Origin of the sequence: Paracraurococcus lichenis (assembly GCF_030657435.1) — a bacterium.
GTDB lineage: Bacteria > Pseudomonadota > Alphaproteobacteria > Acetobacterales > Acetobacteraceae > Paracraurococcus > Paracraurococcus lichenis.
Genome location: NZ_JAUTWS010000003.1, coordinates 132,581 through 151,973, shown reverse-complemented (window position 1 = coordinate 151,973; position 19,393 = coordinate 132,581). Strand labels below are relative to the sequence as shown.

20 protein-coding genes and 1 other RNA gene are annotated in these 19,393 nt (G+C 73.8%); 11 read left to right on the top strand and 10 right to left on the bottom strand.

Annotated features, from left to right (window positions below; translation table 11 throughout):
* Positions 1–7: 7 nt before the first annotated feature.
* Both Q7A36_RS04310 and nudC read right to left on the bottom strand, forming a co-directional pair.
* On the bottom strand, positions 8–322 hold the full coding sequence (locus tag Q7A36_RS04310) for a phosphoribosylamine--glycine ligase (protein WP_305102427.1): 315 nt from the start codon (positions 320–322) through the stop codon (positions 8–10).
* Positions 319–1,248: an NAD(+) diphosphatase gene (nudC, locus tag Q7A36_RS04305; protein WP_305102426.1), complete on the bottom strand. Its 930-nt coding sequence runs from the start codon at positions 1,246–1,248 to the stop codon at positions 319–321. Before nudC ends, Q7A36_RS04310 begins: the two co-directional genes overlap by 4 nt.
* A 91-nt stretch (positions 1,249–1,339) precedes the next feature.
* Here nudC and Q7A36_RS04300 point away from each other — a divergent pair, with 91 nt between their 5' ends.
* The 8 genes from Q7A36_RS04300 (at position 1,340) to Q7A36_RS04265 (ending at position 9,498) form a co-directional block, all read left to right on the top strand.
* On the top strand, positions 1,340–1,807 hold the full coding sequence (locus tag Q7A36_RS04300) for a DUF29 family protein (protein WP_305102425.1): 468 nt from the start codon (positions 1,340–1,342) through the stop codon (positions 1,805–1,807).
* Between the two features lie 72 nt (positions 1,808–1,879).
* Positions 1,880–1,977: signal recognition particle sRNA small type (gene ffs / locus Q7A36_RS04295), an RNA gene on the top strand.
* 73 nt (positions 1,978–2,050) lie between these two features.
* The gene (locus tag Q7A36_RS04290) at positions 2,051–4,039 is read left to right on the top strand and encodes a DNA polymerase III subunit gamma/tau (RefSeq protein ID WP_305102424.1); all 1,989 of its coding nucleotides are present in this window, start codon (positions 2,051–2,053) and stop codon (positions 4,037–4,039) included.
* Positions 4,040–4,048: 9 nt separating this feature from the next.
* Complete coding sequence (locus tag Q7A36_RS04285) at positions 4,049–4,384, top strand: YbaB/EbfC family nucleoid-associated protein (protein ID WP_305102423.1); 336 nt, start codon at positions 4,049–4,051, stop codon at positions 4,382–4,384.
* A 79-nt stretch (positions 4,385–4,463) separates the two neighbouring features.
* Complete coding sequence (gene recR, locus Q7A36_RS04280) at positions 4,464–5,066, top strand: recombination mediator RecR (protein ID WP_305102422.1); 603 nt, start codon at positions 4,464–4,466, stop codon at positions 5,064–5,066.
* A gap of 123 nt (positions 5,067–5,189) precedes the next feature.
* Positions 5,190–7,139 (top strand): hypothetical protein, encoded by a 1,950-nt coding sequence (locus Q7A36_RS04275; RefSeq protein WP_305102421.1) that lies wholly within the window; start codon positions 5,190–5,192, stop codon positions 7,137–7,139.
* Positions 7,140–7,207: 68 nt separating this feature from the next.
* Entirely contained in the window at positions 7,208–8,449 is a 1,242-nt protein-coding gene (locus Q7A36_RS04270; RefSeq protein ID WP_305102420.1) for a class I SAM-dependent methyltransferase, read from the top strand.
* Positions 8,446–9,498 (top strand): polysaccharide pyruvyl transferase family protein, encoded by a 1,053-nt coding sequence (locus Q7A36_RS04265; RefSeq protein WP_305102419.1) that lies wholly within the window; start codon positions 8,446–8,448, stop codon positions 9,496–9,498. The genes Q7A36_RS04270 and Q7A36_RS04265 overlap by 4 nt, the downstream gene beginning before the upstream one ends.
* A gap of 208 nt (positions 9,499–9,706) precedes the next feature.
* Here the strand turns inward: Q7A36_RS04265 and Q7A36_RS04260 are convergent, their stop codons facing one another.
* The 4 genes from Q7A36_RS04260 to Q7A36_RS04245 form a co-directional block, all read right to left on the bottom strand.
* Positions 9,707–11,128, bottom strand: coding sequence for a polysaccharide pyruvyl transferase family protein (locus Q7A36_RS04260; RefSeq protein ID WP_305102418.1), 1,422 nt, complete (start codon positions 11,126–11,128; stop codon positions 9,707–9,709).
* Between the two features lie 70 nt (positions 11,129–11,198).
* Complete coding sequence (locus tag Q7A36_RS04255; RefSeq protein ID WP_305102417.1) at positions 11,199–12,326, bottom strand: class I SAM-dependent methyltransferase; 1,128 nt, start codon at positions 12,324–12,326, stop codon at positions 11,199–11,201.
* A 180-nt stretch (positions 12,327–12,506) separates the two neighbouring features.
* The gene (locus tag Q7A36_RS04250; RefSeq protein WP_305102416.1) at positions 12,507–12,698 is read right to left on the bottom strand and encodes a CsbD family protein; all 192 of its coding nucleotides are present in this window, start codon (positions 12,696–12,698) and stop codon (positions 12,507–12,509) included.
* A 114-nt stretch (positions 12,699–12,812) separates the two neighbouring features.
* A complete protein-coding gene (locus Q7A36_RS04245; RefSeq protein WP_305102415.1) occupies positions 12,813–14,147 on the bottom strand; it encodes an aspartate aminotransferase family protein in 1,335 nt (444 codons plus the stop codon).
* 134 nt (positions 14,148–14,281) lie between these two features.
* Between Q7A36_RS04245 and Q7A36_RS04240 the strand changes: the two genes are divergently transcribed.
* Entirely contained in the window at positions 14,282–14,677 is a 396-nt protein-coding gene (locus Q7A36_RS04240; protein WP_305102414.1) for a cupin domain-containing protein, read from the top strand.
* A gap of 9 nt (positions 14,678–14,686) precedes the next feature.
* Here Q7A36_RS04240 and Q7A36_RS04235 read toward each other — a convergent pair whose 3' ends face one another.
* Entirely contained in the window at positions 14,687–15,421 is a 735-nt protein-coding gene (locus Q7A36_RS04235; RefSeq protein WP_305102413.1) for a DUF4336 domain-containing protein, read from the bottom strand.
* A 120-nt stretch (positions 15,422–15,541) separates the two neighbouring features.
* Here Q7A36_RS04235 and Q7A36_RS04230 point away from each other — a divergent pair, with 120 nt between their 5' ends.
* A complete protein-coding gene (locus Q7A36_RS04230; protein ID WP_305102412.1) occupies positions 15,542–15,913 on the top strand; it encodes a nuclear transport factor 2 family protein in 372 nt (123 codons plus the stop codon).
* A 3-nt stretch (positions 15,914–15,916) separates the two neighbouring features.
* Here the strand turns inward: Q7A36_RS04230 and Q7A36_RS04225 are convergent, their stop codons facing one another.
* Together Q7A36_RS04225 and Q7A36_RS04220 are read right to left on the bottom strand one after the other, a co-directional pair.
* Positions 15,917–17,164: a NupC/NupG family nucleoside CNT transporter gene (locus Q7A36_RS04225; protein ID WP_305102411.1), complete on the bottom strand. Its 1,248-nt coding sequence runs from the start codon at positions 17,162–17,164 to the stop codon at positions 15,917–15,919.
* Positions 17,161–18,183 (bottom strand): DNA recombination protein RmuC, encoded by a 1,023-nt coding sequence (locus Q7A36_RS04220; RefSeq protein WP_305102410.1) that lies wholly within the window; start codon positions 18,181–18,183, stop codon positions 17,161–17,163. Before Q7A36_RS04220 ends, Q7A36_RS04225 begins: the two co-directional genes overlap by 4 nt.
* A gap of 141 nt (positions 18,184–18,324) precedes the next feature.
* Here Q7A36_RS04220 and Q7A36_RS04215 point away from each other — a divergent pair, with 141 nt between their 5' ends.
* On the top strand, positions 18,325–18,717 hold the full coding sequence (locus tag Q7A36_RS04215; protein WP_305102409.1) for a RidA family protein: 393 nt from the start codon (positions 18,325–18,327) through the stop codon (positions 18,715–18,717).
* 42 nt (positions 18,718–18,759) lie between these two features.
* Here Q7A36_RS04215 and Q7A36_RS04210 read toward each other — a convergent pair whose 3' ends face one another.
* Complete coding sequence (locus Q7A36_RS04210) at positions 18,760–19,371, bottom strand: carbonic anhydrase (protein ID WP_305102408.1); 612 nt, start codon at positions 19,369–19,371, stop codon at positions 18,760–18,762.
* Positions 19,372–19,393 lie beyond the last annotated feature (22 nt).

Here is a 19,393-nt window from a genome sequence, read left to right as displayed (position 1 = left end):
GCGGGGGTCAGCGGCGGACGACCGGCTCCACCCCGCCCGGCATGCCGAGTCCGCGGGCCCGCAGGCAGTCGCGATAGGCGCGGTTGAAGGCGACCTGCTCCTCCCGCGTCACGCGGTCGATGTTCCCCTGGTTGCCGGCGTAGAATTCGCGGCCGACCGCCTTCATCTCCGGCGAATTGCGCGCCTCCGCCCGGCAGGCGCGGTGCTCGGCGGTGTCCTGCTCGGGCGGGAGGGGCGGCCCTTCGGCACGGAAGGCCGAGCAGGCGGCGAGGGCCAGCAGGCCTGCGAGCGCGAGCGGCCGCAGGGGGCGAAGGCGGGTCATGGGATATGGGCCAGCCAGTCCTCGATCAGGCGGCGGGCGATGGAATCCGCCCGCGGCAGGGCGAAGCCATGTGCGGCGGGGTCGCGGCACTGCTCCCGGCTGAACCAGCGGGCGTCGCGCAACTCCTCCGGGTCGATGGTGATCGCCTCGGTCAGCCCCTCGGCATGGAAGCCGAGCATGATCGAGGAGGGGAAGGGCCAGGGCTGGGAGGAGTGGTAGCGCACCGCGCCGACCGCGACGCCGGCTTCCTCCAGCACCTCCCGCCGCACCGCCTCCTCCAGGCTCTCGCCCGGCTCCACGAAGCCGGCCAGCGTCGAGTACATGGTGGTATTGGGGAAGCGCGTGGAATGGCCGAGCAGGCAGCGGTCGCCGCGCACCACCAGCATGATGACGGCCGGGTCGGTGCGCGGGAAATGCTGCGCGTTGCAGTTCGTGCAGACCATGACATGGCCCGCCGAGCGCGGCTCGCAGCCATGGCCGCAGACGCCGCAGAAGCGGTGCTTGGTCCGCCAGTGCATCAGGCCGCGGGCATGGGCGAGGACGCTCGCCTCGCCGGCCGGCAGCAGGCCGGCGACGGCGCGGAGGTCGGTGAAGGTGCCCATCCCCTCCGGCAGCAGCGGCAGCGGGTCCGCGGCCTCCGAGCAGTCCACGGCGAAGACCGGCCGGTCGTCCCAGAGGCCGAGGAAGGCCCAAGGCCCGCCCGCCATGCGCACCGCCTCGGCGGCGGCGCCGGTCAGCAGCACGGCCTCCGGCGTGCCGGCATCGACGCCCTTCATCAGGCTGCGGCTGCGCCAGACCGGGGCGAAGAGGGTGTCCGGATCGGCCAGCATGGCGGCGATCCAGTCGGCATCCTCCCGCCGGTGCGCGGCACGGTCGAGGGGGCTGCCTGTATAGGCATTGGGCCGGCTGGCGGGGATCGAGAGCATGGGAGGCGGACCGTGCCATGCGGGCCGCGGCGCGGCAACCGGGCGTGGCAACCGGGGCGGCGGATCCCTATTGTTCCGGACGGAGGTTCCCATGCCGGACGATCTCTACGACCGCGACATCCTGGCCTGGTCCATCGCCCAGGCGGAGCGCCTGCGCCGCGTGGCGGCGGGGGAGCGGGTGAACGACGTCGACTGGGCGAACGTCATCGAGGAGATCGAGTCGGTGGGGAGCAGCCAGGTCGATGCGGTCAATTCGCTGCTGCTCCAGGCGCTTCTCCATGCCCTGAAGGTCGTGGCCTGGCCGGACCATGCTGCGGCCCGCAAGTGGCGGAACGAGATCGACCTCTTCCTCGACCAGGCGCGGGTCCGCTTCACCCCCGGCATGGCGCAGCGCCTCGACCTGTCCGAGATCCATCGCCGGGCGAGGAAGCTCGTCCTGAAGCTCGACATGCGCCGGCCGCCGCGTCCGCTGCCGGAGACGACCGACCTCACCCTGGCCGGCCTCCTCGACGAGTCGCTCGGCGCGGATGCCCTGATCGCCCGGCTGCGGCCGGCCTGACTCCTCGGCTCGCCAGGTCGTTGCGCCCCCCTCCATTGTGTTGGGGGTGGGGGGGCATGATATGGTGCCCTCGGAAGGTCGGCGCGGACGGGCTCCTCGCCAACCCGGTCAGGTCCGGAAGGAAGCAGCCGTAACGGGTTCTCGCCCGGGTCGCTTGTCGGCCTTCCACCCCATCGCGGGGCGCCCCGCCCCGCCCTCGCCTTGGCCCGGCGGGCCACCGGCCAGCAGGAACCCGCCGCCGCGATGTCCTCCTCCCTCTTCGGCACCCCCGACACGCAGGACGCGCCGGTTGAGGAAGCCCTGCCCGAGCCCCCGCCGCCCGAGGGTCCAGGCCTCTTCGGCGACGCCTTCGCCCCTGCGGCCGCGCCCGAGCCGCCCCCTGCTCCGCCGCCCGTGCCCGCCCCGGCCGAGCCGCCGGCCACGCCCTACCGGGTGCTGGCGCGGAAATACCGCCCGACCAGCTTCGCCGAGCTGATCGGGCAGGACGCCCTGGTCCGCACGCTCCGCAACGCCTTCGCGCAGAACCGCGTGGCGCATGCCTTCATGCTCACGGGCGTCCGGGGCGTCGGCAAGACGACCACCGCCCGCATCATCGCCCGCGCGCTGAACTGCATCGGGCCCGACGGCACCGGCGGCCCGACGCCCGAGCCCTGCGGCGTCTGCCCGGAATGCAAGGCGATCCTCGCCGACCGCCATCCGGACGTGCAGGAGCTCGACGCCGCCTCCAACAACGGCATCGAGGACGTGCGGGAGCTGCGCGAGCGCCTGCGCTACCGCCCGGCCCAGGGCCGCTTCAAGGTCATCATCCTGGACGAGGTCCACATGCTGTCCAACGCGGCGTTCAACGCGCTGCTGAAGACGCTGGAGGAGCCGCCGGCCCAGGTGAAGTTCATGCTGGCGACCACCGAGCTCAGAAAGGTCCCGGCCACCATCCTCTCGCGCTGCCAGACCTTCCACCTCAAGCGCGTGCCGCAGGCGGAGCTCCGCGCCCACTTCGCCCGGATCGCCGGGAAGGAGAGCGTGAAGGTCGAGGAGGAGGCGCTGGCCATGCTCGCCCGCGCCGCCGACGGTTCGGTCCGCGACGGGCTCTCGCTGCTCGACCAGGCGATCGCCCTCGGCGGGCCGGAGGGGAGCGTGACCGCCGAGGCGGTACGGGACATGCTCGGCCTTGCCGACCGCGCCCTGGTGCTGGACCTGATGGAGGCTGTCATGGCCGGCGACACGCCGGCGGCGCTCGCGCTCATGGACCGGGCGCATGAGCGCGGCGCCGACCCGGCCGTGGTGCTGCAGGACCTGCTGGAGCTGACGCATACGCTGACCCGGCTGAAGAGCGTCCCCTCCCTCAGGAACGACCCGTCGCTCACCGAGGGCGAGCGCACCCGCGGCGCGGCGCTCGCCGAGAAGCTCTCCGTCCCCGTGCTCGGCCGCGCCTGGCAGATGCTGCTGAAGGGCCTCGGCGAGGTGAACGAGGCGCCGGACCGCCGCGCGGCCTGCGAGATGGTGCTGATTCGCCTGGCGCATGTCGCCGAGCTGCCGACCCCGGGCGACCTGGTGCGGCGGCTGACCGACGGCGCGGGCGCCGTGCCGGCGGGCGGGCCGCGCCCCGCCCCGAACGGCAATGGCGGCGGGGCACCCCACGCAGCAATGCTGCGTGGGGACCCCGGCGGGCTGCGCGCCATGGGCGGCGGCGGCGCGGTGCTGGCCGATGCGGTCGCCGCCCAGGCCAATGCCAGCCCGACGAGCTGGCGGGAGGTCGTGGCCCTCGCCTCCGGCCGCAAGCCCATGCTGCACGCCCATCTCGTGCACAGCGTCCATCCGGTGAAGGTCGCCCCCGGCCGGATCGAGCTCCGTCCCCTGCCCGCCGCCCCGCGCGACCTCGCCGGCCAGCTCGGCGCCCTGCTGCAGGAAGCGACGGGCGAGCGCTGGACCATCACGCTCAGCAATGCCGAGGGCGAGCCGACGCTCGCCGAGCAGGGCCGCGCGGCCGAGGCCGAGCGACGCACCGTCGCCCAGAGCCATCCGCTGGTCCAGGCGCTGCTGGCCGCCTTCCCCGGCGCGACGATCGAGGCGGTGCGGGATGCGGGCGCCGATGCCTATGGCCTCGGCGGCGCCATGGTCCTGCCGGCCCGGGCCGAGGACGAGCCCGAATCGGAGCCGGGCGACATCCCGCCGACCGAGCTGGACGAACCGCCGGGCTATGACGATGTTCCACCCCCAGACGAGGAGCGGTAGGCCGATCCCATGAAGAACCTGGGCAACATGCTGAAGCAGGCGCAGCAGATGCAGACGCGCATGCAGGAGATGCAGGCCAAGCTCGAGGCCACCGAGGTCGAGGGCCAGGCCGGCGCGGGCATGGTCAAGCTCTCGCTGACCGGCAAGGGCGACCTCAAGCGCGTCACCATCGACCCCAGCCTGATGTCGGCCGACGACCGGGAGGTGCTGGAGGACCTGCTGGTCGCCGCCCATGCCGACGCCAAGCAGAAGGTGGAGGCGATGATGGCCGAGGAGATGCAGAAGGCGACCGCCGGCCTGAACATCCCGGGCGGCCTGCCCGGCGGCTTCAAGCTTCCATTCTAGTTTGCGCCATGCGCAGGTAGCCGCCACACCAACCCTACCTGCGCATGGCGGGGCCGCGCTGCCGCGCGGCCATCCTGAGATGCCCGACCCCAACCCCATCGACCACCTGATCGGCCTGCTGGCGAAGCTCCCCGGCCTCGGCCGGCGCAGCGCGCGCCGGGCCGTGCTGAAGATGCTCATGCAGCCCGACCAGGCCATGCTGCCGCTGGCCGAGGCGCTGCGCGCCGCCGCCGCCGCGGTTCAGCCCTGCCGCATCTGCGGCAACCTCGATGCCGCCAATCCCTGCGGCATCTGCCGCGACCCGCAGCGCGACCACGGCCTGATCTGCGTCGTGGAAGGCGTCTCCGAACTCTGGGCGCTGGAGCGGGCGCATGCCCATCGCGGCCTCTACCACGTGCTCGGCGGCACCCTCTCCGCCCTCGGCGGCATCGGGCCGGAGGACCTGGCGGTGCAGCCCCTGCTCGCCCGGATCGAGGGCGCCGCGCCGCCGGTGCGGGAGGTGATCCTCGCCCTGCCCGCGACCGTGGACGGCGCCACGACGGCGCATTACCTGACCGACCGCCTGCGCCCGACGGGCGTGCAGGTCACGCGGCTGGCCCAGGGCGTGCCGATCGGCGGCGCGCTCGACGTGCTGGACGAGGGGACGCTCGCCGCGGCGCTGAAGGCCCGCCGCGCGGTCTGATCCCGGCCTCGCGCCAGGCGATCTTTCTTCCGGAATTATTTACCTTTACGGCGGAAGCTGCCGGCCATCGGGGCCGGGCAGGACGCGCGGCCGCGACCGCAGCGAAAAGGCGCACCCCTCCGCATGAGCCAGGACGGCCTCGACCCGACCCCTTACGCCGCCTTCCTGATGCGGCGCCTGTTCCGGCCCTGTGGCGAGGGGGTCGAGGCCGCGGTCGAGACGGAATGGCCGACCGACGGCGATGTCTGGGCCTGGGCGGATGACAACGCCAAGGTCCTCGAACTCCTCTCCCACCCCGCGCTCTGGCGGCAATTCCCGGGCGAAACGGCGGCGATGCTCCGCTTCGTCGGCGGCATGTGCGACGGGCCCTTCATCTTCCGCCGCATCGGCGCGCCGCGGCTGGAGCGGGCGGAGGGCGACGACCGCCGGGCGACCTGGCTGCACAGCATGATGCATGTCGGCACCGACCTGCCGGCCGGCTGCGTCATGCTCGGCATCCGCTTCCATGACGGGCGGACCGCCCGCAACCTCTACCTCACCGGCAACTACGTCGCCTTCCGCCACCGCGACCGCTACGTCACGCTGGACGTGGAGGAGGCGATCACCGACACCGCCTGCACCCTCGAGGACGGGCGGCTGGTCGCCAGCCATGCCGGCGACCTGTGGTTCGAGGCCGCGGGCGGGCGGCTGCGCCTCGGCCGCATAACCTACACCTACCGGGTCGCGGCGAGTTCCATGCTCGTGCAGGCGGAGGCGGCGCTCGACCTCGACCCGGAGATCGAGGTCGCCGACGTCACGCTCACCATCGGCCATGACAACCTCAGCCATGGCGAGAACAACGTGCATTACGGCCGCATCGGCGTGCTGGGACCGGACGGCGCCCTGCGGTGCCACATGGCCGCCGAGCCGGGCGCGGTCGTCCTGCCGGCCGAGGGCGCGCGCTACTACGCCATGGGGCAGGAGGAGATGCACGGCTTCGCGCTGGCCATCCACAGCCGCCCGCATGCGCCGGAGCGGCTGCGCGAGCTGCGCGTGGTGCAGAACCAGCCGGGACGCCTGCACTGGGTGGTCGCGGCCTACGACTTCCAGGGCAAGCATCGCGGTGCGCGCCTTTCCGTCGCCGAGGACAAGCTGCTGACCGCCGGCGGCTTCCACGCCGAGGCCGCCGCCTATGAGCGGCTGATGCGCGAGGCCGCCGCCGCCCCGCCCGGGGCCTGGCCGCGCGACCTCTCGATCTCCTACGACTACGGCGTCGAGATCAATGCCTTCGCCAAGGCCTATGCCGTGCTCGCGGCCGGCGAGGCGGAGGCGCCGCCCGGCCTCGCCGCCGAGCTGCGGTCGCTCTGCGACCGCTACCTCGACGTCTACCGCGAGCAGTTCGTGGAGGGCTTCTGGCGCGGCGAGAACACGGTCTTCTCCCGCCAGCTCGCCTTCGTCATCCTCGCCGCCGCCACCATGCTGCGCGCGACGGGGGAGGAGCGCTACCGCCGCGACCTCGCCACCCTGGTCGAGGTGATGCTGCAGTTCGAGCAGCCGCTGCGCGACCCCCTCGCCGGGCCGGAGAGCGGCTTCCTGATGGGCCTGCGCAGCAGCCGCGACCTGCATGTCGATTGCCACAGCGCGGCGCTGCTCGCCCTCGTCCATGCCGCGCCCTGGCTGCCCGAGGCGCCGATCCCGGAGGCGATCGAGCGCGGCCTCAATGCCTTCGCGCTCGTCACCGGCAGCATCGAATGGCTGGGCGAGGCGCGGAAGGTCGACACGCTCGGCCTGCTCTGGACCGACGATGGCGGCCATCCGCGCATCAGCCACGCCTTCTGGAATTTCCATGTCGGCCTGACGCTGCGGCTGTTCCGCGCGCTCCGCGACTCGCCGGACGAACGGCTGCGCGCGATCCATGCGTATCATGCCGAACGCCTCGCGGTCTTCGAGCCGCTGCTGCTGCGCCAGGTCGCGCTGGCGACGCGCGAGCATGCGGACGGGCTCGAGATCCGCAGCTCCTGGCTCTCCTCCGAGACGAATTCCGAGACCCAGCCCTGGGTCGTGCTCGGCCGCACCGGCCATCCCTGGGACTGAGCCCGCACCATGCCCACCCCCTCGCCCGCGCAGATCCGCGGCGCCGCGCCAGGACGGAGACAGGCCACATGCAGGTGATCCGCACCACCGCGGAACTCGATGGCAAGATCGAGGAATGCAACCGCGCCGAGGCGATCTCGGACGACGCCATGCGCGCGGTCTTCGGCAGCTTCCGCATGGACCCGCCGGTCGGCCTGCCGCCCGACCCCTTCTCGGAGGCCTACCGGCAGGCGCAGCTCGCGCTCTACCGCGACGTCGCCGGCCGCGACTATGCCGTGACGAACGAGGTCACGGCCTTCGATGTCGAGGCCGCGCTGCGCCGCCCCTTCCCCTTTTATACCGGCAGCGCCGTGACGACCGGCGAGCAGCTCATGGCCATCGGTTTCCTGCTGCGCGCCATGGCGCTGCCGCCCGGCTCCCGCGTCGTCGAATTCGGCCCGGGCTGGGGCAATACCACCCTCGCCCTGGCGAAGCTCGGCCATCAAGTGACGGCCGTCGACATCGAGCCGCATTTCTGCGAGCTGATCCGCCGCCGCGCCGCGCAGGAGGGCGTGGAGGTCGAGGTCGTCCAGGACGACTTCCTCTGGGCCGAGCGCTGCGGCCGGCGCTTCGACGCGGCGCTCTTCTACGAGTGCTTCCACCACTGCGCCGACCACCTGCGGCTGCTGCGGGCGCTGGGCGAGGCGCTGGCGCCGGAGGGCCGCATCTTCTTCGCGGGCGAGCCAATCACGCCGGACTTCCCCATGCCCTGGGGCCTCCGCCTCGACGGCAATTCGCTCTGGGCCATCCGCAAGAACGGCTGGCTCGAGCTCGGCTTCCGCGAGGACTACTTCGCCCGGGCGCTGGCCGAGACCGGCTGGCACGGGCTGCGCCGCGGCTGCGCCGACCCGGACTGGATGACGGTCTGGGAGGCGCGGCGGCGCGACCAGCCGGTCTTCCGCGCCACGGGCGGCGACCCGCGGCTGCAGACCCAGGCCGGCCGGCGCGAGGGCGACCTGATCCTGCTGGAGGGCCGCGCCGGCACCGGCCTCTACGGCCCCTACATCACGCTCCCGGCCGGCACCTACCTGGCGCGGCTGCGGTTCCGCGGCGGCTTCGCCGCGGGCCGGGCGCGGATGGACGTCGCCTGCCGTACCGGCAGCCACCTGCTGGCGGAACGGCAGGTCGACCTCGGCGCCATCGGGGCGGAGGGGTTGAGCTTCGACCTGCCCTTCGGCGCCGACCGCGAGATGGAGACGCTGGAGGTCCGGCTCTTCTGCGAGCAGGGCTTCCAGGCCGCGATCGAGCATGTGGAGATCCTGCCCCGGTGACCGTCGCCCTGCCCGTCATCCCCGCCCCGCCCGCCGCGACCCCCGCGGCGCCGCTGGCCTATAGCCCGCATCTCGACCTCGACGACGCCGTCCGGCGCATGGGCGGCAAGGTCCCGCTGACCTGGGCCCGCAGCGTCAAGGGCGTGGCCAATTTCGGCGATGTCGCCAGCGTCGTCGTGGTCGCGGCGATCAGCGGCTGCCTGCCCTTCGCGCGCGCCCATAGCGACCAGTTCATCCGGCTGGCCGCCATCGGCACCATCGGCCAGTCGCAGCAATTCGGCACGGTGCATGTCTGGGGCACCGGCTTCGACGCCAAGCTGCGCGCCTTCGGCGACCGCCATGCCGGCTTCGCCGCGGCGCCGCATACCCGCTACGTCGTGCACGCGACGCGCGGGCCGCACAGCCGGCGCACGCTGCTCGGCGCCGGCATCACCGCGCCGCCGATCTATGGCGACGGCGCCTGGTTCCTGCCGCGCATCCTGCCGCGCCCGGCCACCGAGCCGACGCATGAGCTCGGGGTGATCGTCCACCTCTCGGAGCTCGACGCCATCCGGGTGGACGGGCGGCCGGTGCATGCCCGCTACCGCCATGGGGAGGCCGACGGCGTCCGCATCATCCACACCCTGCACGAGGCGAGCGAGGAAGGCTTCCGCGGCAAGCTGGCAGAGATCCTCTCCTGCCGCCGCATCGCCAGCACCAGCCTGCACGGGCTGATCATCGCGGAATCCTACGGCATCCCCTGCATCGCCTTCCCCTTCCGCGGCCAGGGCGAGATGGCGTTCGACCTCGAGGGCGGGGAGGTGGACCACCGCTACGCCGATTTCTACCGCGGCGCCGGCCGCGCCGTGCTGCCGGCCTTCGCCCAGCCCTTCGGCGCGGAGACCGCCTGGGACGAGGTGATCGCCGCGATCGACCGGCACTGGACGCCGCTCCTCCCGCCGCGGCTCGACAGCTTCTTCGAAGCCTTCCCGCTGACCCCGCGCGTCGGCTTCGACCAGCCGGTGTGGGAGATGCCGCCGGAACTGCTGGCGCAGCTTCCCTGGCAATAGGCGGCGCGCCCGGCACCGCCATCCGGCACAGGACGCGGCCATCTGCCGCCGCGTCGGCCGCCGGCGCGCCCCTTCCGGGACGCCGCACATGATGCGCGCTGGCGGAGCTGGCGCCGTACTCCGGCAGGGCGGCGGCCGCGCGCCGGACAGAGCGCCATGCCCGCCGGCATGATCCCGGGGAAGTACGCCCCGGCCCGGCGGCGCGGGCTCAGGCCGCGATCGCCGTCATCTCCGGTGCCGCCGCCAGCGCGGCGCGGATCGCCGCCATCGTCGTCTGGATGCCGACCGGGCCGCGCAGCGCCGCGGCGATCTGCACCGGCAGGTCCTGCACGCGCCCCTGCAGCGCCGCCACCTCGGACGGGTCGGCGGCCACCGCCGCCGCCAGCAGCACCGCCGGCGGCTCGGCCAGGAAGCGCTCCGGCGGCGTGACGGCGGCGGCCAGCGAGGGCAGCGCCCAGCGGACCAGCCGTGCCTGCCGCCCCTCCGGCGGCACCACCGGCAACAGGCGGCAGCCGGCCAGCAGGCCGCAGACCAGGGCATGGCTGCGGCCGGCCACCACCGTCGCGGCCTCCCGGTACAGCGCCCCCGTGCCGACCACGCCGCGCTCCGCCATGACCTCCAGCCGTGCGCCGGTGGCGCGGGCCAGCCGCTCGCACAGCGCCGCGTCCCCGGGCGCATGGCGGGCGATCACCACCTCCTGCGCCTCCGCGAGGTGGCGGATCACCCCCTCCCAGGCCGCCTCCTCTCCGGCGGCGCCCGGCGCCACCAGCGCCAGGCGGCGCGGCGGCAGCGGGCCCGGCGGCCAGACGAAGGTGCCGAGGCCGAAGCAGGGATCCGCCGCCAGCACGGCCTGCCCGATGCCGAGTTCCTCGCGGACCAGCCCCAGGTCGAAGGGGTCGCAGACCGCGACATGGTCGGCGCGGCCCAGCGCCTCCCGCCAGGTGGCGGCGGCCTCCGGCGCGGGCCGGCCGCGAAGGCCGAGGCCGAGTGCCACGCTCCGCCGCCCGAGATCCTGGGCATGCCGCAGCAGCCCGGCCTGGTCGGCCACCGCCGCAGGGTCCGCTGCGCCGCCGCCGGCCAGCACGACCAAGTCGGCCTCCCGCGCCAGGTCGAAGGCAGCGGCGGCGCCGGCCAGGATGACGCGGCGGAAGCCCGCGGCCGCGGCGATGCGGCCCGCGACCATGGCCGCCGCCTCCGCGCCAATATCGCCGCTGCCGTAGTCTGCGGCGACGAGCGCCGTGCCCCCGAGATCGAGGGCACCGGCCTCGGGCGGCGCGGCGGCCCGGCGCAGGCGCGCGACCTCCGCCAGCCAGTCGGGCCGCAGGGCGGCCTCCGCGACGCACAGGGCCGGCCGCAGCAGCAGCGCATCCTCGGTCGCCAGCACCGGCCGGCAGGCATCCAGCAGCGCCCGCAGCGCCGGCCGCGCGACGCGGCGCAGCAGCCCCGTGTGCAGCATCACCAGGTCCGGCGGCGCATCGGCCCGCAGCGCATGGGTCGGGATCACCTGCCGCTCCGGCCAGCGCGCGGCGGCGGCGGCCTGCAGGTGGTCCGGCACGGCAAGGCGCGCATCCTCCGGCCGGATGGCCGAGGCGATCAGGTCCAGCCCGACCGGGCGCAGGCTGAGGGTCATCGAGGTCACACCACCCTATTGGCAGCAGCGCCAGGCTCGCGCGGCCGATCTTGCGAAAGGCTGAATCCCGTCACCCCGCCTTCTGCACGACGATGCCGATGGAGGTCGTGACGAAGCGCGAGACCAGCAGCTTCAGATGCGGCAGCGCATAGGGCGGCAGGTCCACATGCTCGTCCATCGGCGCGTCGCCGGGATGCAGGTTCAGCGGCCAGGGCCGGTGGCCGGCCTGCGCCAGGCGCTCCAGCAGCGCCTCCAGGTCGTGGCGGCGGAAGAGACAGAGATTGGCCTCCTCGAAGGTCTCGGCATCGGAGGAGAGGTTGAACTCCGTCGTGTGCACCGCGAGGCCGCCGGGCTTCAGCGTGCGCAGGCTCTCCTCGACGAAGCGCAGGCCATGCTCGATGGAGCCCAGATGCTCGAAGGCGCAGGAGGACCAGCAGAGGTCGAAGCCCTCGAGCTCCGGCGGGATGGCGTTCATGTCGCAGGAGGTGAAGCGGACCAGCCGGTCGAATTCGGGGTTCGGGACGAGTGACGGGCGGCGCAGCGGGGCGAGGCCCGTCGCATGCTGGCCGGTGCTCTCCCAGCCCTGGCCGGCGATCGCCTCGGGCGGTGCATCGGTCGCCAGCACGCTGATGCCCTGTCGCGCGAGGAAGGCGGGGATCGGCTCCTGCCCCACCCCGAAGCCGAGGGCGCGGAGCCCCGGCCGCAGCAGCCCGGCCTTGCGCAGCGCGGCGACGACAAAGGCGAATTCCCAGACCTTGCGGTGCGGGTCAGGCCGCAGGCCGAGCGCGCCGCAGAGCCAGGCGAAGTCCGGCTCCTCGAGCTGCGCGGCGGTGCAGAGCTGCGACACCGGCGCGGCGAGGCTCGGCGGCGCGAAATGCCAGGGCACCAGCGGCGAGGCCGGCGGCCGCAGGAGGAAGAGCGGCGCGGCATAGCGGCCCTCCCCGCCGATGCGGGCCAGGAACTCGCGGAATTCGCGGGTGCGGGCGAAGCCGGTGCGCAGCGAGTTGAGGTCGCCATGGCCGCGATGGAAGGCGACCTCCTCGCGCCCCGTCGGCTCCCGGCCGAGGAAGAGGCGGATGGCCCAGCGCGCGGCCTCGGCCGAGACGCGCCTCGGCCGGAGGCGCCGGCGGATTCCGCGCAGGAGGCGCGGCGCGGCGCGCAGCAGCCGGGCCGGGTCGACCCCCGCCTTCGGCCGCACGCGATGAGAGTCCGGAAGGGTTCCGGCGCCGATCCTGGGCGTCGCTTGCAGCATCCTGTGCACCGTTCGCAGCGGCCGGCATCCTGCCGGCCGCTGCGTTAACGGCGCCTTTCCATCGCGGGCGGGATGCGCCCCGCGAGGGCCGCCCGCCGGGTCGGGCGGGCGGCGCGGCTCAGGGCGTCAGTCGCGCTTCGGGTCGAGCGCGTCGCGGGCGGCATCCTTGGCGCCGCCGACGGTGTTCTGCACCTTGCCCTCGGCCTTGTCGGCCTTGCCCTCGGCCTGCAGCTTGGTATCGCCGGTGACCTTGCCGGCGGCGTCCTTCACGGCGCCCTTGACCTGCTTGCCCAGGCCCTCGATGCGGTCCTTGTCCATGACTGACCCTCCAGTTGTGTCGCCACGAATGCGGCGGCTTCCTGGAATGGAACGCAGGCGCGGCGCGGAAGGTTGCGCGGGCAGGCGGCGAATCGCTGGCGGCGACGCTCCCGCTCAGCCGCAGCCGGCGATCGCCGCGTCCACCGCCGCGCCGAAGCGCTCGACGATCGCCTCGACCTGCGCCGCCGTGACGATATAGGGCGGCGCCAGGATCGCATGGTCGCCCTGCCGGCCGTCGATGGTGCCGCCCATGGGGTAGCAGGCGAGGCCGCGGTCATGGGCCTCGCGCTTCACCCGCTCGTTCAGCTTCAGCGCGGGATCGAAGACCTGCTTCGTCGCGCGGTCGCGGACGAGTTCCACCGCCCAGAACAGGCCGCGGCCGCGGATGTCGCCGACATGGCGGTGGTTTCCGAAGCGCTCGACCAGGCGCTGCTCCAGCAGGGCGCCCATGGCCCGGACATTGTCCAGCAGCCGCTCCTCCGCGATCACCTGCTGCACCGCGAGCGCCGCGGCGCAGGCGATGGGATGCGCCTGGTAGGTATGGCCGTGCATGAAGGCGCCGCTGCCGCGCCGGAAGCCCTCGATCACCCGGCCATGCACCAGGATGCCGCCGATCGGCTGGTAGCCGCCGCCGAGGCCCTTGGCGACGATCTGGATGTCCGGCGAGATCCCCTCCTGCTCCCAGGCATGCAGGGTGCCGCAGCGGCCCATGCCGCTCATCACCTCGTCCAGGATCAGCAGCGCGCCGTGCCGGTCGCAGATGGCGCGCACGCCCTCGAAATAGCCGGGCAGCGCCGTCGCGCAGCCGAGCGTCGCGCCCACCACCGTCTCGGCCATGAAGGCGATGACGGTGTCGGGGCCGAGCCGCTGGAACTCCGCCTCAAGTTCCGCGAGCAGCCGGGCGACATATTGCGCGTCGGATTCGTCGTCCCGCCGGTCGCGGTAGGGGTAGCAGGGCGAGACATGGCTGAAGGCAGGCGAGAGCAGCGGCGCATAGGGCGCGCGCCGCATGGCATTGCCGCCGGCCGAGAGCGCGCCGAGCGTGTTGCCGTGATAGCTCTGCCGCCGGGCGATGAAGCGGGTGCGCTGCGGCTCGCCGATCTCGAGGAAATACTGCCGCGCCAGCTTGATCGCCGCCTCGTTCCCTTCCGAGCCCGAGGAGCAGAACCAGGCATGCGTCAGCCCGCCCGGGGCATGCCCGACCAGAACGTCGGCCAGCCGCTCCGCGCTCTCGCAGGAAAACAGCGCGGTATGGGCATAGGCCAGGCTGTCGAGCTGCGCCTTGATGGCGGCGACGACCCTGGGATGGCCATGGCCGAGGCAGGCGACCGCGGCACCGCCCGAGCCGTCGATGATGGCCCGCCCGTCCTCGCCATAGAGGTGGATCCCCTCGCCGCGGAGGGCGAGGGGCGGGTCCTGCCGCAGGCTGCGGTGGATGAGATGGCTCATGGCGGGGCTCTCCGGCGCGGTCGGGCCAGCTTTCCCGATCCGCGATGCGCCGTCACGCCCCTTGCCGCAGGCCCGCAAGGGACCCGCGGGCCGCGCGGAGCATTGCGGGAGTAACCCGGACCGGGAGGACGACCATGCGTGCCTCACTCGCCTGCGCCCTGCTGCTGGGCGCGGTGCCCGCCCTGGCCGAGGAGCCTGGCCTCGTCCGGCCCAGGCTGCTGCTGCAGGAGGCGGTCGGCGGCATGCCGCGCGGGGACCGGCAGGAGGTCCAGGTGCTCACCGCGAGCTTCCGCCCGGGCGACCGGACGGTGCTCCATACCCATCGCCATCCCGTGACGGTCTATGTGCTGGAGGGCGCCTTCACGCTCGAGATGGAGGGGCGCGGCCCGGTCCTGCTCCGCGCCGGCGAGGCGATGGTGGAACCGCCGGGGGTCCGGATGACCGGCTTCAACCGGGCGGAGGGGCCCTTGCGGGTGCTGATCGTCTATGTCGCCGAGCCGGGGACGCCATTCCTCGACCCGGTCCACTGACGCCGGCGGCTACCCCAATAGCCAGCCGAAGGCGCGCCGCAGCCGGGCGGCGCCCTCCGATTCGAACCAGGCGCCATGGGCGAAGACCACCCGGGCGGGGTCGAGGGCGAGGAGGCGGCCGACCGCCTCACGGTTGTGGCCGCGGTAGCGGGAGAGGACGAGGCGGACATGCCGCGGAGTCCCGCCCTCCGGCCCCGGGGCGCCGAGGGCGCGGACCAGCAGCCCCGCCGCAAGCGGCAGCCGGGCCGGCTCCATGGCCTGGACCGTGTCGCAGAGGAGGAGCGTGCGGCTGGCACGGTGGAAGAAGGCGACCTCGACGAATCCGGCGCCGCGCAGGATCTCGTGGTCGATCTGGCCGGCCCAGTCCGCCGGCGGCTCCGGGCCCAGCACGCCATGGGCCCGCAGCGCCGCGCCCTGGTCCCGCGCCCGCTCCACCACGCCATGCGGGGCCCAGAGGCGCGCCTCCGGGACCGCCGCCTGCCAGGCCTGCAGGTGCAGCCAATGCGCGGTGCCGGGCGAGACCAGGTGGCGGATCGGGCCGAGGGCCTGCAGCGCGGCCGCGAGCGCCGGCGAATAGCCCACCGGCGAGTGCAGCCAGAGCCCGCCATCGGCGAGGCGCAGCACCGTCATGCGGATCGGCACCGGCAGGCCGAGCAGGCGCTGCGGGCCGCTGTCCACCACCCAGACGCCCTCGGCGGCGGCTTTCGGCGTGTCGAGCGGCGGATAGGTCCCGTCCCGGGTCATGGCATCCCTCGCGCTGGCGCCGGCCATGATGCGGCAGGCCGGCCGATGGTTCCGCGCGGGCCGTTGCCGTTCCGGCCGGACACGCGCACAAAGCCGCGCCAACCCATGCGGGATTTGCCGATGCCGGACGAGGCCGAGATCTACGCCGCCGAATCGCGGCTGCGGAGCGCCATGCTGGACGGCGATGCCGCGGCGCTGGCGGCGCTGCTCTCGGAGGAGCTGGTCGTCACCGACGAGGAAGGCCGGACCGTGTCGCGGGAGGAGGAGCTGGCCGAGTTCCGCTCCCACCGCCTGCGGCTGGAGGTGGTGGAGGTCGAGGACCTGCAGGTCCGCATGCTGGGCGACTGCGCCATCGCCTGGCTGCGGCTGCGGCTGCAGGGCCGCCACCTCGGCCAGGGCGTCGCCGCGCGCCAGGCCGTCACCCGCCTCTGGCGCCGCGGGGCGGAGGGCTGGCAGGTGGAGGCGGAGCATGCCTCCGCCATCGCCGCCTGAGGCTCAGGGCGCGGTCAGCAGCCCGACCGTCGCCCCGGCCATGCAGCAGGCAATGCTGGCCGCGACCAGGCTCTTCAGCCCGAGCGCGGTGATCTCCGCCCGCCGCTCCGGGCAGAGGGCGGACATGCCCGTCACCATGATCCCGACCGAGGCGAAATTGGTGAAGCCGCAGAGGGCATAGGTGAGGATGACGCGGGAGCGCTCGGCCAGGCCCGCACCGCCAGAGGCCGCGAGTTCGAGGTAGCTGACGAACTCGTTCACCACCACCTTCACGCCGAGGCTGCGGGCGACGGTGGCGCATTCCTCGGCCGGGATTCCCATGGCCCAGGCCAGCGGCCAGAAGACGATGCCCGCGACGCGCTGCAGCGTCAGGCCGGTCAGCGGCTCCAGCATCGCATTCGCCAGCGCGACCAGCGCGACGAAGACGATGAGCGAGGCCATGATGCCGAGCAGCAATTGCAGCCCGTCCGCCGTGCCGCGCACCAGCGCATCCATGGTGCTGTCGTAGAGCCGCGGCATCGGCCCTTCCGCGGCCTGGGCGGTGGGCGCCTCGCTCTCCGGCAGCATCAGCAGCGCGGCCAGGATGGAGGCCGGCGCGGCGATCAGGCTGGCGGTCAGCAATTGCCCCGCGGCGTCCGGCACCACCGGCGCGATCATGGTCGCATAGACCACCAGCATATTGCCCGAGATGGTGGCAAGCCCGGCGACCATGGAGACGAAGAGCTCCGCCCGCGTCAGGCTGCCGAGCCATGGCCGGATCAGCAGCGGCGCCTCGACCATGCCCACGAAGACATTGGCGGCGACCGAGAGGTTGCAGGCGCCGGAGAGGCCGAAGAGCCGCTTCAGCCCGGCCGCCAGCCCGTCCACCACCAGCGGCAGGACGCGCCAGTGGTAGAGCGCGGCGGAGAGGGCGCCGACCACCAGCACCAGCGGCAGGGCCTGGAAGAAGAGGATGAAGCTGGCACCGGGGGTCGTCTCGGCGAAGGGCAGCGGCGCGCCGCCGAGATAGCCGAAGACGAGCGAGGTGCCGGCGCGGGTGGCGCGGGCCAATGCCTCCACCGCATCGCCGACCGCGGCGAAGCCGGCGCGGAGCGGCGGGATGTGCAGCAGCGCGCCGGCGAGGACAAGCTGGCCGAGCAGCCCCGCCGCGACCACCCGCGGCCGCACCCCGCGCCGGCAGCCGCCGCAGGCCCAGGCGAGCAGGCAGAGCAGGCCGAGGCCGAGCCCGGCCTGGAGCTGGAGCAGGCTCACTCCGCCGCCCTCGCCGCCGGGGGCGGGTCCATCTCCACCGCCTCGATCCGCGCGCCGGCGGCGGTGATCCGCTGCGCCGTGATCTCGATCTGCTGCACGTCCGCCTGCATCTCCGCGAAATGGCGCTTCAGGTTGGCGACGCGGCGGTCCAGCCGCTCCGTCTCCTCCGCGAGGCGCGCCACCTCCCGACGCAATTGCTGTGCCTCCGCCTTCAGCCGCACGTCGCGCATCAGGGCGCGCATGGCACCGAGCACCGCCCAGAGCGTGCCGGGGGAGACCAGGTAGACGCCGCGCCGCGCCGCCTCCTGCACCAGGCTGCCGAAGAGGGCATGCAGGTCGGCATGCAGCGCCTCGGAGGGGAGGAAGATCAGCGCGCCCTCGGCGGTCTCGCCGGGGCAGATGTATTTGCGGGCGACGTCGTCCACGTGGCGGCGGATATCGGCGGCGAGGCGCCGCTCGGCGATGCCGCGGGCCTGATCGTCCTGGGCACGGCGCAGCGCCTGCCAGGCCTCGAGCGGGAATTTGCTGTCCACCGCGATGGGCCCCGGCGGGAAGGGCAGGCGGATCAGCGCGTCGCAGCGGGTGCCGTTGGCGAGGGTGACCTGCCAGCCCCAGCCATCGGCCGGCAGCCGGTCCGCCAGCATGTCGCGCAACTGCACCTCGCCGAAGGCGCCGCGGGCCTGCTTGTTGCCGAGGATCTGGGCGAGGCTGGTCACTTGGCCGCCGAGACGCTCGATATTCGCCCGCGCCGCGTCGATCACCGCAAGGCGCTCATGGATGCGGCGGGCGCTCTCCTGCGTGCGGTCGGCGCTGTCGGCGAGGGCGCGGGAGAGGCGCTCGTTCTGCGCGGCGACGGAAGCGTCGAGCCGGGCGGAGAGCGCCTCCATGCGCTCGGCCAGCAGCAGCATCCCCTCCCCGCCCCCGCGCGGGCGGAAGGCGAGCGCGAGGGCGCCCGCCAGCAGCGCGCCGGCGAGGGCGGCGGCCAGCAGCACCAGCATGGGCAGCAGCCAGTCGGGCATGCGCCTCTCCCCCGGGCCGCGAGTCCCCCGAGTCGCGGCCCCGCACTGTCGCACCGCCCGCGGCGCCGGGGCCAGCAGCGCGGCGCTGGACCGGGCGGCGGCCGGCATGGAAGGCTGCCGCGGCCAGCAAGGAAGGGTGCGATGAAGGAGATCGTCGAGGTGCCGGTCGTCTCGGAGACGGTGCGGAAGTACGGCGTGCCGCTCTCGCCGGTGGTGCGGGCGAACGGCTTCGTCTTCGTCTCCGGCCTGCCGGGGATCGACCTGCGGACCGGCGGGATCGTGCAGGGCGGAATCGAGGCGCAGACCGAGGCCTCGCTGGCGGCGGTGAAGCACGCGCTGGAGGCGGCGGGATCGTCGCTCGAGAAGGTGGTGAAGGTGACGATCTACTGCGCCAACAGCGCCTGGTTCGGGAAGATCAACGCGATCTATGCCCGGTATTTCGGCGGGGAGGCGCCGCCGGCGCGGACCTTCGTCGCGGTCGGGTCCTGGCCGCTCGAGTTCGACATCGAGATCGAGTGCGTGGCGCTGGCCTGAGCCGGGCTGCGTCGAGCGGCGCCCGCGGGCGGGCGCTCGCCCTCAAGCCGGCGGCGCGAAGGACCCGTCGGGCTGCAGCAGCACCAGCTTCCCCGTCGCCACGCCGAAATGCGCGCCCCGCAGCCGCAGCCGGCCCGCGGCCACCGCCTCCGCCACCCAGGGGAAGGTCATGAGGTTGCGCAGCGAGATGCGCACCGCCTCGTGCTCCGCCGCCTCCTGCTGCGCCTCCGGGTCGTCGCAGCGCAGCGCCACGGCGCGGACCGGCTCGGCGATCTGGATCCAGCCGGCGACGAAATCCCCGGCCGCCGGCGGCACCCCCTGCAGCACCGCCTGCACGCCGCCGCAGAGGGCATGGCCCATGACCACCAATTCCTCGACGCCCAGCACCCGCACGCCGAACTCCACCGCCGCGCTGGTGCCGTGGAAGGCGGCGTCCGGCATGTAGGGCGGCACCAGGTTGGCGACGTTGCGCACGACGAAGAGCTCGCCCGGGCCGGCGGAGAAGATCATCTGCGGATCCACCCGGCTGTCCGAGCAGGCGATGACCATGGCGCGCGGCCGCTGGCCCCGGGCGGCCAGCTCCTCGAAGCGGGCGCGCTCGCGCGGCCAGGTCTCGTCACGGAAACGGCGGTAGCCGGCGATCAGTCGTTCCATGGCAGGGCTCCTCCGGCCGCAT